Here is a 14,575-nt window from a genome sequence, read left to right on the forward strand (position 1 = left end):
GCGGTGATCGAGCTGGCCGGGGTCAGCAAGTCGTATCCGGGCGGGGTCACGGCGGTGCGCTCGGTCGACCTGGCCGTCGAGTACGGCGAGCTGGTCGCCATCGTCGGCCCGTCCGGTTCCGGCAAGTCGACGATGCTGCACCTCATCGGCACGCTGGACCGGCCCACCCACGGCACCGTGCGCGTCGACGGGCACGACGTGGCCACGCTGTCCGACCGGCAGCTGTCGGCGCTGCGCGCGCGGCGGATCGGCTTCGTGTTCCAGCAGTTCCATCTCGCGCCCGGCCGCGACGCGGTGAACAACGTGGCCGACGGGTTGCTGTACGCGGGCGTACCCCGCAAAGAGCGTGAGTGGCGGGCCGAGGCCGCCCTCGTCCGGGTCGGCCTGGGTGACCGGCTCACGCACCGGCCGCACGAGCTCTCCGGCGGCGAACGGCAGAGGGTGGCCATCGCGCGGGCGGTGGCCGGGGACCCGGCGGTGCTGCTGGCCGACGAACCGACCGGAAACCTCGACTCGGTCTCCGGCGCCGGGGTGGTCGAGCTGCTGCGGGAGCTGAACGCGGCCGGCACGACGATCATGGTGATCACCCACGATCACGAGATCGCCGACGGCCTGCCGCGGCAGGTGCCCATGCGCGACGGGCGGGTGATCTGATGTCGCTCGACCCGGCGCGGTTGCGGCCGGCGGATCTCTTCCGCCTCGGTGGGTACGGCCTGAGGGCGCGCCCGCTGCGCGCGGTGCTCTCGGCCCTGGGCATAGCGATCGGGATCGCGGCGATGATCGCCGTCGTCGGCATCTCGTCGTCGAGCCGGGCCGACCTCGACCGTGAACTGGCGGCCCTGGGCACGAACATGCTGACCGTGTCGCCCGGGCAGACCATGTTCGGCGACCAGGCGACACTGCCCGACGAGTCGGTGTCGATGATCCGCCGGATCGGCCCGGTGCTCGCGGCCACCGCCACCGGCGCGGTGTCCGAGGCGGCGGTCTACCGCACCGACAAGATCCCGTCCGGGGAGACGAACGGGATAGCGGTGCTGGCGGCGGAGCAGGCCCTGTTGGAGACGGTCGGCGGATCGGTGGCGGACGGCACGTGGCTGAACGCGGCGACCGGCAGATATCCGGCGGTAGTGCTCGGCGCGGTAGCGGCACGGAGGCTGGGCTATCCGCCGACGGTCTATCTGGACGGCCGCTGGTGGACGGTGGCCGGTGTGCTGAAGCCGGTGGCGCTGGCGCCCGAGATCGACCAGTCGGTGCTGGTCGGGTGGGAGGCCGCGGGCACGTACCTCGGCTTCGACGGCCATCCGACGACCGTCTACACCAGATCGGCCGACGCGCGGGTGGAGGCGGTGCGCGGGGTCCTGGCGGCCACGGCCAACCCGTCCGACCCGAGCGAGGTGAAGGTGTCGAAGCCGTCGGACGCGCTGGCGGCTCGGCGGGCGACGAACGACACGTTCACGGCGTTGCTGCTCGGGCTGGGCGCGGTGGCGCTGCTGGTCGGCGGCATCGGCGTGGCCAACACGATGGTCATCTCGGTGCTGGAACGCCGGGGTGAGATCGGGTTGCGCCGCTCGCTGGGCGCGACGCGCGGCCAGATCCGAACCCAGTTCGTCGCCGAGTCCCTGCTGTTGTCGCTGGTGGGCGGGGCCGCCGGGGTCTTCCTGGGGTACGTCGTCACGGGCTTCTACGCGATGACCCAGACGTGGCCGACCGTCGTGCCGGTGTGGGCGCTGGCCGGCGGTGTGGGCGCCACCGTGGCGATCGGGGCGGTGGCCGGCCTCTACCCGGCGATCCGGGCGGCCCGGTTGGCGCCGACAGAGGCGCTGGCTACTTAGCCCCGGCCTTTCCCTTTCGCACGCCTTCGCCGGGCCCGCGCATTTGCCCGGCCGGCTGGAACGATCCAGGCGGCCGGGCCCGCGCGTCATCCGACGAGGCTGCGGCGCTCGTCGATCTCCTGCGGCGTCAGCGTGCCGGCTGGATCGTTCCAGTCGACCAGGGTGATGTCGCGGGGGCCGGCGTCGCGCTCGTGCACACCGATCGTCACGATCTCGGGCTCGTGGTGGGCGGCCGTGACCACCAGGTGGTGCAGGCCGGGGCGCACGTTGGACGCCGCGTACTCGCCGCTGTCGTTCGTGGTCGTCCGCACCAGTTCGCGGCCGGCGTCGTCGAGGGTGAGCACGGTCGCCCCGGCCACCGGAACGCCGGCCGTGGTCCGGACGGTGCCGTGCAGCTCCGTGGAGAACCGGGGAGCGCTCGGCGCGATCCGTTTCGGCGGCCGGGCGGCCCAGGCGAGCAGCGCGGCGGCGGCGACCACCCAGGCGATCAGGACGCTCAGCGGGCGGGCGAGACCGTGGTTGCCGAAGTAGGCGCTCGACCGGGCGATCTCGATGAACTGCCCGAACGGCAGGACGTCGTGCAGCCACCGGAGCCCGGGGGGCAGCATGTCGGCGTTGACGGTGCCGCCGGAGGTGGGCAGGCCCAGCAGCAGCACAAAGGTCATGGCCACCGGCATCGTGAACTGCTTGACGAACCGCGGCAGAGCGGTGGTGATCCAGCCGATGGCCTGGGTGAGCAGGAAGCCGTAGAGAAGCAGCCACCAGTCGGCCGGGATGACATCGCGCCAGGCCGCCACGGCAAAGGTGAACACGCTGGCGAACGCGCCCGTGGCCGCGATCGTGACGATCTTCCGCCGCATCGGCCACATGCCGAACTGCAACATCATGAACGAGGTGATCATGCCGACGAGCAGAAGCGGCAGCCCGCAGAAGAAGAGCCCGACCCCGGTGGCGTCCCCCCTGGCGGTGGCCACGACGTCGACCGTGTGGGCCGGGTGGAGCGCGGCCGTCAGGTAGTTGGCCCGGGTGCTGCTGCCGGCGGTCGAGACGTACAGCGTGTGGGTCGCCGAGTCGTACACCCCGGCAAGCGCGTCCGTCCGCACCCCGCCGATGTCACTCACCGGCCGAACGTCGACGCCGTCCGGCAGGTGAGCGGGCGCGGCTCCGATGACACCGAGGTGAACCGCGGTCGGCGCGGGATGCCCGATGCCGATCACGTAGACGGACGACATGACGGCCGCGAAGAAGAAGGGAAACCAGAGAAGAGACAGCACGCGTCCCCAGGTGGGCTGGGGAGCGCCGACTTGAGCGTTCACGACGACCTCCGTCTTAATGACCATGCGGTTAGTAAGTTAGCGCGTACTGACCGCGTGGACAGTAAGAGGTGCGTCACAGTGCCCGGGAAGGCGAGATGACATTGATGGCGACGCTTCGCCGGGCAGCGACCTATGAGGCGCGTATGCGCAGGTCAAAGGGAGTTTTGGCGCGCCCGGCAGGATTCGAACCTGCGACCGATGGATTAGAAGTCCATTGCTCTATCCGCTGAGCTACGAGCGCGTGGGCCAACAGCCTATCTTGCCGACCGCGACCCGGGGGTAACCAGGCGTCCCGTCAAAACAGGCCGGAACGTCTATGCCCGAGAGCCCACTCGGTCCCCTCATTCCGGCCCCTTCACCAGACCCGAAACCGCTCGCCGGTCCGAAGCCGGAAAGCAGGTAGCGCCGGCGCAGCGGTACCGGCAGCACCCGCCCACGCTACGGCCCTGTGTCCTCAAGCGACAGTTGGTTCACTCGTAGATGCCAAGGTCATCCTGGTCGGCCATCAGGGCCTCGTAGGTCTCTCGCTGCTGGCAGGTCGACCACGAGTGGCGGCAAGACGATCTCGCGGTCATGGGCGGTCCTCAGGCGTACGTCAGCACGGTCCGCCTGAGAAAGGAGAGCGAACAGTGCCATGAGGGAGTCGTGTTCCGGGCTCTCCCGGCGTGCGGCCGCCTCGGAGAGTCTCAGCGCCGTCGCGGCCACCGTGCTCATACTTCGGATATTTCACCTGTTGGCGTCCTCCGGGGCCGGGGGGACCTCGATCTCCGGGGTGCCGACCGGCGGGAGGTACGCGTCGACCCAGCGGCCCAGTTCGCGAAAGACGTCCACCCGTACGTCTTTGCCGGAAAGGGTCAGGTCGTGCATGCCGCCGTCGAAACGGGCGATCGACACGCGCGGGCCCAGACGAGGAGCCCAGCGGACGATGTGGTCGACATCGAGCACCGAATCGGTTGTTCGCAGGTCGTCGTGCCAGGCCCGGCCGCGGAATGTCCGGGTCGAACAGGCCACCATGATGGGGGCGTCGATGGCCAGGCCGGCGCGCAGGCGCCGTTGACCGCGGCGAATGGCTTCGAGCCAGCCCGTGGTGACCGGGAAACCCAGCACGGGCTTCCACGCCAGGTCATATGTCCATTCACCTTGGTGATCGGTGTGCAGGCTCTGGCCGTACAGGCCGAGATTGGCCATCGGGATGCGGCGGTAGGGCGAGCGACGGGAAACGCCGATCGCGGCCGCCATGATGGGGCGTTTCACCAGCCACGGCACGTTGAAGTCGAAGAACGGGCTGTTCAGGAAGAGGCCGTCGACGATGCCGCGGCCCTGCCGGGAATGCGACCACAACGACGTGATGAGCCCGCCGGTGGAATGGCCGGCGACCAGCAGCTGATCGTGCCCGTCGTCCTCGCGGATGATGCGGGCCGCCTCGTCGAGCTCCGGGTAGTAATCGGTGAGGCTGCGCGCGAAGTTCGGCGTCTGGTGCGGCAGCAGGCTACGCCCGTACTTGCGCAGGTCGAGAGCGTAGAAATCCCAGCCGTGCTCGACGAAGAAATCGGCCAGATGGGTCTGGAAGAAATAGTCCACGAACCCGTGCACGTAGAGAACGGCCCGTTTCTGAGGCTTTTCCGCGCGCCGCCGCACCAGCGTGGCGATGACCGCGCCCTCGTCGTCGGAACCCAGGTCGATCGTGTGCCGCTCGTACGGCGCTCCAAGAACGTCGGTCTCCACGGGCCCAGGCTACCGACCGGTACCGCGCGCCGCCCGCCATATCAGATCGCCTCGGCCACCCGCCGGTCGTCCACAGGCCGCTTCGCCGTCCACAGACCCCAGGTCAAGATCCTCTTCCGGTACGCCGTGACGACCACACTGCGGCGGTCAATGTCACACACAGGAGGTCACATCGTGTTCGACACTCACCTGGTCGTCGTGGGCAACGTCCTCGCCGCCCCGGAATGGCGCCGCGTCACCACCAGCGGCAACCTGGTCGCCAACTTCCGGATCGCCTCGAACGCGCGCCGCTTCGACCGCGAGCGCAACACGTGGGTCGACGGCAACAGCCTGCGCATCAGGGTGTCGGCGTGGCGCCGGCTGGCCGAGGGCGTCGCCTCGTCGATCACCGTCGGCGACCCCGTCATCGTGTACGGGCGGTTGTTCACCCGGGACTGGAAGGACGAGGACGGCAACCCCCGCGTCTCGTACGAGATGGAGGCCTATTCGATCGGCCACGACCTGGCCCGCGGCCGGGGCCGGTTCTTCCGCCAGAAGTCGCTGCCCGGCACGGCCGCGATCGAGGACGCCGAGGCCGACATGCTCGTGGCCGGCCTGCCCTCGATCCCGCTGACACCCCAGGAGTCCCCGATCGGCTACGGCGAGGGCATGCCGGGCGCCGACGTCCCGTCCTTCACCGAGCCGACGAAGTTCCCCGAGCTCCCGTCCGAACTCTCCCCGGTCGCCGCAGCCACCGCGCCGGCCGCGATGGCCCCGGCGCCGGCTGCGGAGGCCCCGGCGTCGGCCGCGGAGGCCCCGGCGCCGGCCGCGATGGCCTCGGCGTCGGCTGCGGAGGCCCCGTTGCCGGCCGCGAAGGCCCCGGCGCCGGACGTGGTGGTTCCGGCGCTGCTCGCGGAGGCACCGGCGCCGGGCGCGCCCACCGCCGAGGGTCCTGCGCCGGAGGCGGGGGCGCCTTCCGCGCTGACTGCGGCCCCTGAGCCCGAGCAGGATGCGGCTTCGGGCGACGAGGAAACGTCCCAGGCCGACGACTTCACCCTCGAAGTCGAACGCCTCACGGCAGCGCCGCCCACCACCCCGGCCCGGCGCGGCCGGCGCTCCGCCAAGAAGGAGCCGATCGCGGCCTGACCGGTGACGCCCGGCCGGCGCGACCGCCGGCCGGGCGTCTCTCCCCGCCGCGCATTCATGGCGGCCGTCGAAGGTGGCATCACGGAGGGGGTGGTTCGAAGGGGCGAGCGCATCTACAGTCGGCCGGTGCTCAAGCGGGAACTGGTCTTTCTTTCGGCTGCCCTGATGGTGGCGGGGATGCTGAGCGGCTGTGGCGACCACGCGGAGAATTCCGCGGCGGGCGCTCCGGCCCCGATCTCGGCTGCGCCGAATCCCTCGGGCGACGCGGCGAACCCGTCCGCGCCGGCGGGAGGGGTGGCGTCGGGAGGCGCGCCGGCGGGAGGCCCGTCGGCTGGAGGGGCGTCGGCTGGAGGGGTGCCGGCCGGAAAGGCGTCGACTGGTGCCTCGTCGGCTGGGGGAGTGTCGCCGCCCGCCAAGCCGGTGAAGACGCTGCCCAAGCCGGGCAATCCGGGCGGCGGGGCCGCCGTGCCCGCTGACGCCCGTGCGGTCGACACCCGCAAGCCGGACCGGACCATCGGTGACGGTACGCCGGACAGTTGCACCTCGGCCGCCGTGGTCAAGGCGGTTGCCCAGGGTGGCGTCATCACGTTCGACTGTGGGCCCAACCCGGTCACGATCACGATGACGGCCACGGCCAAGGTGCACAACACCAGCTCCACTGTGGTGCTCGACGGGGGAGGGAGGGTCACCCTGAGCGGCGCCGGCAAACGCCGGATTCTCTACATGAACACCTGCGACGAGGAGCTGACCTGGACGACCTCGCACTGCAACGACCAGGAGACCCCGCGGCTGACCGTGCAGAATTTGGTCTTCGCCAAGGGCAACAGCACCGGCCAGACCGTCGAGGGTGGAGGCGGCGGCGCCATCTTCGCCCGGGGCGGACGGCTCAAGGTGGTCAACTCGCGCTTCACCGGGAACCGCTGTGACGGCACCGGGCCCGACCTGGGTGGGGCCGCCATTCGCGCGCTCGATCAGAGCCGCGATCTTCCGGTGTACGTCGTGAACAGCACCTTCACCGGGGGTGTGTGTTCGAACGGTGCCGCCCTGAGCAGCATCCAGGTCTCCTGGACGGTGCTCAACAGCGTGTTCACCGGCAACTCGGCCGTGGGGCGCGGGGCCAACCCGACCCGCTCCGGCACGCCCGGTGGCGGCAGCGGTGGGGCGATCTATCTGGACGGCAACGGCTTCACGCTCGCGCTGGACGGCTCGATCATCACGGACAATGCGGCCAAGGAGGGTGGTGGCGCCGTCTTCTTCGTCAGCAACGACCGCAGTGGCACGTTGAAGATCCGTAACTCGACGTTGGCCCGCAATCCGAGCGCCGGATTCGAGACCGCGGGGTTGCCGGGCATCTTCTATCTCGGGCGGGGCGAGCCGGCGATCAGTGGCTCCACCTTGAAGAAGTGAGATCACCGGGCCGTACGGGGGAGGCGCACCCCCGAACGGGGTGGGCCGATCGTGCCGCGTTAACGGCCCGCCCGGCCGACCTGCCCGGTTGGTCCTGGCGTGCCCCCGACCGGCAGACTGGGGCCGTGCTGTTGAAGGAGATCCGCGCGATTGCGGGCGAGACGTTGGTGCTCGCCCCGGACGACCAGGACGCCGAGACTGCCAACACCAGCTGGTTCGGCGCACCGATGCACGAACGCATCAGCATGACGGCGGACGAGGTGGTCTCCGCTTTCGAGGAGACGGCCGAGCTGCTGCGCGACCAGGTCGCGGCCCTGCGGCACTACGGGCCGGCGACGTTCTACGTGTGGCACGACCCGCAGGCGGGGCAGCTGCGCTGCTCGACGCGCTCCTGCGGGCACGACCAGTTGCCGTTCGAGACGACCTACCGGACGACGGGTGACCTTCAGGCCATCGTCGTCGAGTTCCTGGAGGACCGCGCGCCGGGCGCGATCGCCTGGGGCCAGATGGAGCCGGTGCCGTTCCCGGACGGCCCGGTCCTCGAGGAGGACGAGATCGCCGTCTGGGTCTGCGACCTGAGCCAGCCGGCCCCCAGCCCCGCACAGGCCTGAGGCGTAGGACCGTGCCGGGGTCCGGCTAACGTTGCCCTGCTCTAGGAAACACGGAGGGACAGGGATGGCGAGGCTGGGACCCGGCACGGCGGACGCCGCGGGGCTGATCGCGGGCTATCTGCTCGACGCCGCGTTCGGGGATCCGCGCCGGTTTCATCCGGTGGCCGGGTTCGGGACGGTGGCCGGAGCCCTCGAGCGCCGCCTCTACGCTCCCACCCGCCGGAACGGGGTCGTCTTCACCGCGATCGCGGTCGGCGTTCCGGCTGCGGCCGGGCTCGCCGCCGCTGTGGCCACCCGTCGTCTGCCGGTCGCGCGGGGTGCGCTCGTCGCCGCCGCCACCTGGACCGTTCTCGGTGGGCGGACCCTGCGCCGCGAGTCGCGGATCATGGCCAAGCATCTGGACGGTGGCGACATCGAGGCCGCCCGCGGGCGGCTCAACCACCTCTGCGGCCGTGACCCCGCCCAGCTCGACGCGCCCGAGCTGGCCCGCGCCACCGTCGAGTCGGTGGCCGAGAATACGTCCGACGCCGTCGTCGCCCCGCTCTTCTGGGGTGGCGTTCTCGGACTGCCCGGGCTGCTGGCCTACCGCGCCGCCAACACCCTCGACGCCATGGTCGGGCACCGCTCCGATCGCTATGCCCGGTTCGGCACCGCCTCGGCCCGGCTCGACGACGCCCTCAACCTTGTCCCCTCGCGCCTGACCGGCCTGCTCACCATCGCCGCCGCGCCCATCGCCGGTGGCTCGCCGCGGGAGACGCTGCGGGTCTGGCGCCGCGACCGCAACGACCATCCCTCGCCCAACGCCGGTCAGTGCGAGTCCGCGATGGCCGGTGCTCTTGGCGTACGGCTGGGGGGTCGAAATGTCTATTTCGGCCGAAGCGAGACCAGGCCTTTCCTCGGCGACGGCCCGAAGCCCAAGGCCGTGCACCTGCGCCGGGCCGCCCGCGTCTCCGCCCTGGTGGGCTCGGGCGCAGCCATGATCGCCGCAGGGATCGCTGTGGCCAGGGGGCGGCGATGAGCGGGCTTCTGGTCGCCGGCACCACCTCGGACGCTGGCAAGAGCATCCTCACCGCCGGTATCTGTCGCTGGCTGCACCGCCGTGGGGTCAAAGTCGCCCCGTTCAAGGCGCAGAACATGTCGAACAACTCGGTGGTCGTCGTCGGGCCGGACGGCCGTGGCGGTGAGATCGGCCGGGCCCAGGCCATGCAGGCCGCCGCCTCCGGTGTCGCGCCCGAACTGCGCTTCAACCCCGTTCTGCTCAAGCCCGGCAGCGACGTCTCGAGCCAGGTCGTCCTGCTCGGCGAGGCGATCGACACCGTCACCGCCGGCAACTACCGGGCCTTGAAGCCCCGGCTGGCCGAGGTCGCCCACGCCGCCCTGGCCGAGCTGCGCTCCGCATACGACGCCGTCGTCTGCGAGGGCGCCGGCAGCCCCTCCGAGATCAACCTGCGGGACGGCGACTTCGTCAACATGGGGCTTGCCCGGCGGGCCGGTCTGCCCACCATCGTCGTCGGTGACATCGATCGGGGTGGGGTCTTCGCCGCCCTGTTCGGCACGCTCGCGCTGCTCGATCCGGCCGACCAGGCGCTCGTGGCCGGTTTTGTGATCAACAAGTTCCGGGGCGACCGGGGGATCCTGGCGCCGGGGCTCGACATGATCACCTCGGCCACCGGGCGGCCCGTGCTCGGCGTGCTGCCGTTCCATCTCGACGTGTGGCTCGACGGCGAGGACTCGCTGGCCTACGGGCGGGTGCTCGGGCGACCGGCCGCGCCGCACGGTTCGGAGTGGCTTCGCGTCGCCGTCGTCCGCCTGCCCCGGGTCTCCAATGCCACCGACGCCGAAGCCCTGGCCGCCGAGCCCGGTGTCCGTGTGCGGATGACCGTCGAGCCGGCCGAGATCGCCGACGCCGATCTCGTGGTGCTGCCCGGATCGAAGGCCACGGTCAGCGATCTCGCCTGGCTCCGCGAGACGGGTCTGGCCGACGCGGTGCTCGCACACGCGTACGCGGGAAAGCCTTTGCTTGGCATTTGTGGCGGTTTTCAGATGCTCTCCCGGGTGATCCACGATGAGGTCGAGAGCGGCCGGGGGACCGTACAAGGCCTGGGTCTTCTGCCTTTGGAGATCACCTTCGGTCCCCGCAAGATCCTCGCGCAGTCGCGTGGCCAGGGGTTCGGCGCGCCCGTCACCGGCTACGAGATCCACCACGGTTTCGTCTCGCAACGCGAGGACCTCAAACCCTTGCTTGTGTACGACGATGAGCGCACCGAAGGCGCCGCAGCCGGCAACATCTTCGGTACGCACTGGCACGGCGCCTTCGAGTCCGACGAGTTCCGCCGGCGCTTCCTCACCGAGGCCGCGCGCCTGGCCGGCCGGCGCGGCTTCACCGTGGCGCCCGGCACGCGCTTCGCCGACCTGCGGGAACGCTCGCTCGACATTCTCGGCGACCTGGTCGAGGAGCATCTGGACACCGATGCCCTTCTGCGACTGATCGAGCAGGGCCCACCGGGTGGTCTTCCGTTCATTCCACCCGGAGCACCTGGATAAAGGTTGCGCCCCGGAAGTACCTTGAGCCTGGCGTGTTCAGGCCCGGAGCTCAGGACGGGGTGTGGGATCGATGACGACCGACGAGGAGAACCGTCCGGTGCGCCGGCGGGTCACGCTGACCGGCATCAGCTCGCGGGCCTGGGAACATCCGGCCGACCGGGGCGCGCTGACCGCCCTGCGTGAGCTGCGCGGCTTCGACGACGTGGTCAAGGCGTTCTTCGGCATGTGGAACGAGCGCGGTTTCCGCCTGCAGTTCCTGGCCGGCGCCATCCGGGTCGACCACCGGCAGTACCCGCGGGTCTACCAGCGCTTCACCGAGGCCGCGCAGACCCTCGACGTGGTCGAGCTGCCGGAGCTCTACGTCTCGCAGGACCCGATCATCAACGGCTCCGCCATCGGCCTCGACAAGCCGTTCATCGTGATCACCACGGCCGCCGTGGAGCGGCTCGACGACGACGAGCTGCGGGCCATGCTGGGCCACGAGATCGGCCACGTGCGCAGCGGCCATGCCGTCTACAAGACGATCATGATGATCCTCACGCGCTGGGCGGCCAACCTGAGCTGGCTGCCGGTCGGTGCCATCGCGCTCCGGGCGATCATCGCCGCGATGTTCGAGTGGTGGCGCAAGGCCGAGCTGTCGGCCGACCGGGCCGGCCTGCTCGCCGGCCAGGACCCGGCGGCCTCGCTGCGCCTGCTGATGAAATTGGCCGGCGGCGGTGACCTCTCCCAGATCGACACGGCCGCCTTCCTCGAGCAGGCCGCCGAGTACGAGAGCGGTGGCGACCTGCGCGACAGCATCCACAAGATCGGCATGACCGCGTGGAGCACCCACCCGGTGCCCGTCGCCCGCGCCGCCGAGCTGCGTAAGTGGATCGACTCGGGCGCCTACGCGCAGATCCTGGGCGGCGACTACCCGCGCCGCGACTCCGACGGCGACGCCTCGGTCTCCGAGGACGTCAAGGCGGCCGCGCAGTCGTACCGCGACACCTTCAACAACTCGCAGGACCCGCTGGTCGGCCTGCTCCGCAAGCTCGGCGACGGCGCGGGCGACCTGGCCGGCTCGGCCGTGCGCGGCGCCCGCAACTGGGCCAACGACGCTTCGCGCCGCGGTCGGGGCAACGGAGACGGCGACGTCTGACCCTTAGGATCGGTTCATGAGTTTGAGTGAAACCGATCTGCGCGCCGCGGTCGCGCGGGAGCTGCCCGGGGTCCGTGCCGACCTGGAGCGGCTGATCCGCATTCCCGGCATCGCCTTCGAGGGCTTCGACCACTCCCACGTGGAGCGGTCGGCCGAGGCCGTCGCCGAGCTGCTGCGCGGCGTCGGCCTCGATGTGCAGATCGTGCGGCACGGCGGCCAGCCCGCCGTGATCGGCCGCAAGGCGGCCCCGGCCGGCGCGCCGACCGTCCTGCTCTACGCGCACCACGACGTGCAGCCGGTGGGCGACCTCGACAAGTGGACGAGCGACCCGTTCGAGCCGCAGGAGCGCGACGGCCGCCTCTACGGCCGCGGCGCCGCCGACGACAAGGCCGGCGTGATGGCCCACATCGCCGCCCTGCGCGCCTTCGGCGACCAGCTTCCGGTCGGTGTCGTGGTCTTCGTCGAGGGCGAGGAGGAGTACGGCTCGGATTCGCTCGACGCGATCATCCAGGCTCACCTCGAGGAGCTGCGCTCCGACGTGATCGTGATTGCCGACTCCGGCAACTGGGACATCGGCGAGCCCGCGCTGACCACCTCGCTGCGCGGCCTGGTCAACCTGTTCGCCGAGGTCAAGGTGCTGCGCAGCGCCGTGCACAGCGGCATGTACGGCGGTCCCGTGCCGGACGCCCTGATCACGCTGTCCCGCCTGATCACGACGCTGCACGACGAGCACGGCGAGGTCGCCGTCGACGGCCTGGTCGGCCGCGAGGGCGCCCCGGTCGACTATCCGGAGGACCGGTTCCGCCACGAGGCGGGCGCGCTCGACGGTCTCCAGCTGATCGGCAAGGGCACCATCACCGACCGCCTCTGGACCAAGCCGGCCATCTCGGTGCTCGGCATCGACGCCCCGCGCACGCTCGAGGCGGCGAACGCCCTCCAGCCCACGGCCAAGGCGAAGATCGGCGTGCGGCTGGCCCCGGGCGACGACCCCCAGTCGGCGTACGAGGCGATCAAGGCCCACCTGGAGAAGAACGTGCCGTGGGGCGCGCAGGTCGAGGTCACCCTGGAGAGCCTCGGCTCGCCCTGCGTGATCGACGCGACCGGCCCGGCCTACGAGGCGGCCCGCGCCGCCTTCACCTCGGCCTGGGACGGCACGTCGCCGGTCGACATCGGCGTGGGCGGGTCGATCCCGTTCATCGCCACCTTCCAGGAGCTCTTCCCCCAGGCGGCGGTGCTGGTCACCGGCGTCGAAGACCCGTACGCGGGCGCGCACGGCCCGAACGAGAGCCTGCACCTGGGCGAGTTCGAGCGGGTCTGCGTGGCCGAGGCTCTCCTACTCAAGAACGTGGCGGACGCATTGTCTCAGTAAGGGGGCGGCCGATGGCCGAGCTGACGTGTGACGTGCTGGTGGCGGGCGCCGGTCCGACCGGGCTGATGCTCGCCAACTGGCTGGTCAAACTCGGGGTCGACGTGATCGTCGCCGACGGCAAGGAGGGGCCCACCCGCGAGTCGCGGGCCCTCGTCGTGCAGGCGCGCAGCCTCGAGATCTACGACCAGCTCGGCCTCGGCGACCTGGTGCTCCACGCCGCCCATCGCGCGGACGCGCTGGCGCCCGGTTTCAACGACCGCGCGTTCGGGCGCATCCCGATCGGCCCCCTCGGGGGCGATCTCACGCCGTACCCCTTCATCGAGGTCCTCGAGCAGAGCCGCAACGAGGAGATCCTGTACGAAAACCTCCAGAAGATCGGTGGCCGGGTCCATTGGGAGACCCCGGTGACGGCGGTGACGCAGACCGACGAGGGCGTGGTGGCCAAGGTCGGCAACGACACCGTGCGGGCCCGGTTCTGCGTGGGTTGCGACGGGGCCAATTCGGTCGTACGAAGGGCGCGCCGCATCCCGTTCGAGGGCGTGACCAACCCGTACAGGTTCTTCGTCCTCGACGCGGCCGCGGCCGGTGGCCTGGTGGAGAACGCGATAAACGTGCGCCCCGGCGGCTCCGACTTCCTGCTCGGCTTTCCCATGCGGGGCCGTGGCAACTGGCGGATCATCGGCCTGGTCGGCGACGAGGAGCTCGCCGAGGAGGAGGTACGCCCGCGCATCCGCCGGTTCGCGGTCACCTACGGCGAGGCCCGCTGGTTCGCGACGTACAAGGTGCACCACCGGGTCGCGGCGGCGTTCCGCGACGGGCCGTTCTTCCTGGCCGGCGACGCCGCCCACGTCCATTCGCCGGTCGGCGGCCAGGGCATGAACACGGGCCTGCAGGACGCCCACAACCTCGCGTTCAAGCTGGCCGACGTGGTGCACGGCCGCCGCAAGGACGCCTGGCTCGACCGGTACGAGGCCGAGCGCCGGCCGGTGGCACAGACGCTGATCGCCACCACCGACCGGGTCTTCGGCGCGGTCACCTCCCAGCGGCTGGCCCTGCGCGCCCTGCGGGCGCTGGTGGTGCCGCTGCTGGCGCCGGTGGCGGTTCGGGTTCTGCCGCGCGCCTCGGGCGGCTCGCGCCTGTTCCAGTACGTGTCCCAGATCCGCATCCACTACTGGATGACCGCCGGCGCCGAGGCGGCCTCGGGCGGGCGGCGCGATCAGGTCGTCGGCCGCCGGCTGCCCTGGACGGGCGGGAACTACGACGTGCTGCGCGAACTCACCTGGCAGATCCACGCGTACGGGGAAGTGACAGGCGTTCCCGATCTGGGCGTGCCCGTGCACGTCTTCGCCGCGGCGCCGCCGCGAACCGGCCTCGTGCCGGGACGGCTCTACCTCGTGCGCCCCGACGGTTTTGTGGCCGCCTCGTCCGCGCCGGGCGATGCCATCGACACGTTCTCGCCCCTGCTCACGGGCTGAAAGCGGGGGCTTCGTCACAAAGAGTGAACCGGT

General features: G+C 71.1%; 12 protein-coding genes and 1 tRNA gene. 10 read left to right on the forward strand and 3 right to left on the reverse strand.

The features are described 5' to 3' along the window. Window positions 1-3: 3 nt before the first annotated feature. Window positions 4-654, forward strand: coding sequence for an ABC transporter ATP-binding protein (locus tag ACQP2X_RS06860; protein WP_498700825.1), 651 nt, complete (start codon window positions 4-6; stop codon window positions 652-654). Continuing rightward, the gene (locus ACQP2X_RS06865; RefSeq protein WP_498695154.1) at window positions 654-1,832 is read left to right on the forward strand and encodes an ABC transporter permease; all 1,179 of its coding nucleotides are present in this window, start codon (window positions 654-656) and stop codon (window positions 1,830-1,832) included. Before ACQP2X_RS06860 ends, ACQP2X_RS06865 begins: the two co-directional genes overlap by 1 nt. Before the next feature lie 86 nt (window positions 1,833-1,918). Here ACQP2X_RS06865 and ACQP2X_RS06870 read toward each other — a convergent pair whose 3' ends face one another. The 3 genes from ACQP2X_RS06870 to ACQP2X_RS06880 all read right to left on the reverse strand — a co-directional run bounded on the left by ACQP2X_RS06870 (window position 1,919) and on the right by ACQP2X_RS06880 (window position 4,873). Beyond that, complete coding sequence (locus tag ACQP2X_RS06870) at window positions 1,919-3,148, reverse strand: carboxypeptidase regulatory-like domain-containing protein (RefSeq protein WP_498695155.1); 1,230 nt, start codon at window positions 3,146-3,148, stop codon at window positions 1,919-1,921. 165 nt (window positions 3,149-3,313) lie between these two features. Next, window positions 3,314-3,389: transfer RNA gene (locus tag ACQP2X_RS06875), tRNA-Arg, on the reverse strand. A gap of 485 nt (window positions 3,390-3,874) precedes the next feature. After that, window positions 3,875-4,873: an alpha/beta hydrolase gene (locus ACQP2X_RS06880; RefSeq protein WP_498695156.1), complete on the reverse strand. Its 999-nt coding sequence runs from the start codon at window positions 4,871-4,873 to the stop codon at window positions 3,875-3,877. Window positions 4,874-5,047: 174 nt separating this feature from the next. On the opposite strand from ACQP2X_RS06880, the gene ssb reads away from it, so the two are divergent. From ssb to ACQP2X_RS06920, 8 genes are all read left to right on the forward strand, one after another. Further along, entirely contained in the window at window positions 5,048-5,998 is a 951-nt protein-coding gene (gene ssb / locus ACQP2X_RS06885; protein ID WP_498695158.1) for a single-stranded DNA-binding protein, read from the forward strand. Between the two features lie 399 nt (window positions 5,999-6,397). After that, window positions 6,398-7,405: a hypothetical protein gene (locus tag ACQP2X_RS06890; RefSeq protein WP_498695159.1), complete on the forward strand. Its 1,008-nt coding sequence runs from the start codon at window positions 6,398-6,400 to the stop codon at window positions 7,403-7,405. Between the two features lie 125 nt (window positions 7,406-7,530). Further along, window positions 7,531-8,016, forward strand: coding sequence for a hypothetical protein (locus ACQP2X_RS06895; protein ID WP_498695160.1), 486 nt, complete (start codon window positions 7,531-7,533; stop codon window positions 8,014-8,016). Window positions 8,017-8,080: 64 nt separating this feature from the next. Further along, window positions 8,081-9,034, forward strand: a complete 954-nt coding sequence (locus tag ACQP2X_RS06900) for a cobalamin biosynthesis protein (RefSeq protein WP_498695161.1) — start codon at window positions 8,081-8,083, stop codon at window positions 9,032-9,034. Continuing rightward, window positions 9,031-10,560 (forward strand): cobyric acid synthase, encoded by a 1,530-nt coding sequence (locus tag ACQP2X_RS06905; protein ID WP_498695163.1) that lies wholly within the window; start codon window positions 9,031-9,033, stop codon window positions 10,558-10,560. The genes ACQP2X_RS06900 and ACQP2X_RS06905 overlap by 4 nt, the downstream gene beginning before the upstream one ends. A 70-nt stretch (window positions 10,561-10,630) precedes the next feature. Next, on the forward strand, window positions 10,631-11,698 hold the full coding sequence (locus ACQP2X_RS06910) for a M48 family metallopeptidase (RefSeq protein ID WP_498695165.1): 1,068 nt from the start codon (window positions 10,631-10,633) through the stop codon (window positions 11,696-11,698). A gap of 22 nt (window positions 11,699-11,720) precedes the next feature. Then, window positions 11,721-13,067, forward strand: coding sequence for a dipeptidase (locus ACQP2X_RS06915; RefSeq protein WP_498700826.1), 1,347 nt, complete (start codon window positions 11,721-11,723; stop codon window positions 13,065-13,067). A gap of 11 nt (window positions 13,068-13,078) precedes the next feature. Beyond that, the gene (locus ACQP2X_RS06920; protein ID WP_498695166.1) at window positions 13,079-14,542 is read left to right on the forward strand and encodes an FAD-dependent monooxygenase; all 1,464 of its coding nucleotides are present in this window, start codon (window positions 13,079-13,081) and stop codon (window positions 14,540-14,542) included. The last annotated feature ends 33 nt before the right edge of the window (window positions 14,543-14,575 follow it).

It is taken from the genome of Actinoplanes sp. CA-131856 (assembly GCF_050956135.1).
Classification (GTDB): domain Bacteria; phylum Actinomycetota; class Actinomycetes; order Mycobacteriales; family Micromonosporaceae; genus Actinoplanes.

Bases quoted from the DNA above. Each gene is read 5' to 3' on its own strand.
- ACQP2X_RS06865 (WP_498695154.1), top strand. From the start codon at position 654: ATGTCGCTCGACCCGGCGCGGTTGCGGCCGGCGGATCTCTTCCGCCTC.
- ACQP2X_RS06900 (WP_498695161.1), top strand. From the start codon at position 8,081: ATGGCGAGGCTGGGACCCGGCACGGCGGACGCCGCGGGGCTGATCGCG.
- ACQP2X_RS06905 (WP_498695163.1), top strand. From the start codon at position 9,031: ATGAGCGGGCTTCTGGTCGCCGGCACCACCTCGGACGCTGGCAAGAGC.
- ACQP2X_RS06910 (WP_498695165.1), top strand. From the start codon at position 10,631: ATGACGACCGACGAGGAGAACCGTCCGGTGCGCCGGCGGGTCACGCTG.
- ACQP2X_RS06920 (WP_498695166.1), top strand. From the start codon at position 13,079: ATGGCCGAGCTGACGTGTGACGTGCTGGTGGCGGGCGCCGGTCCGACC.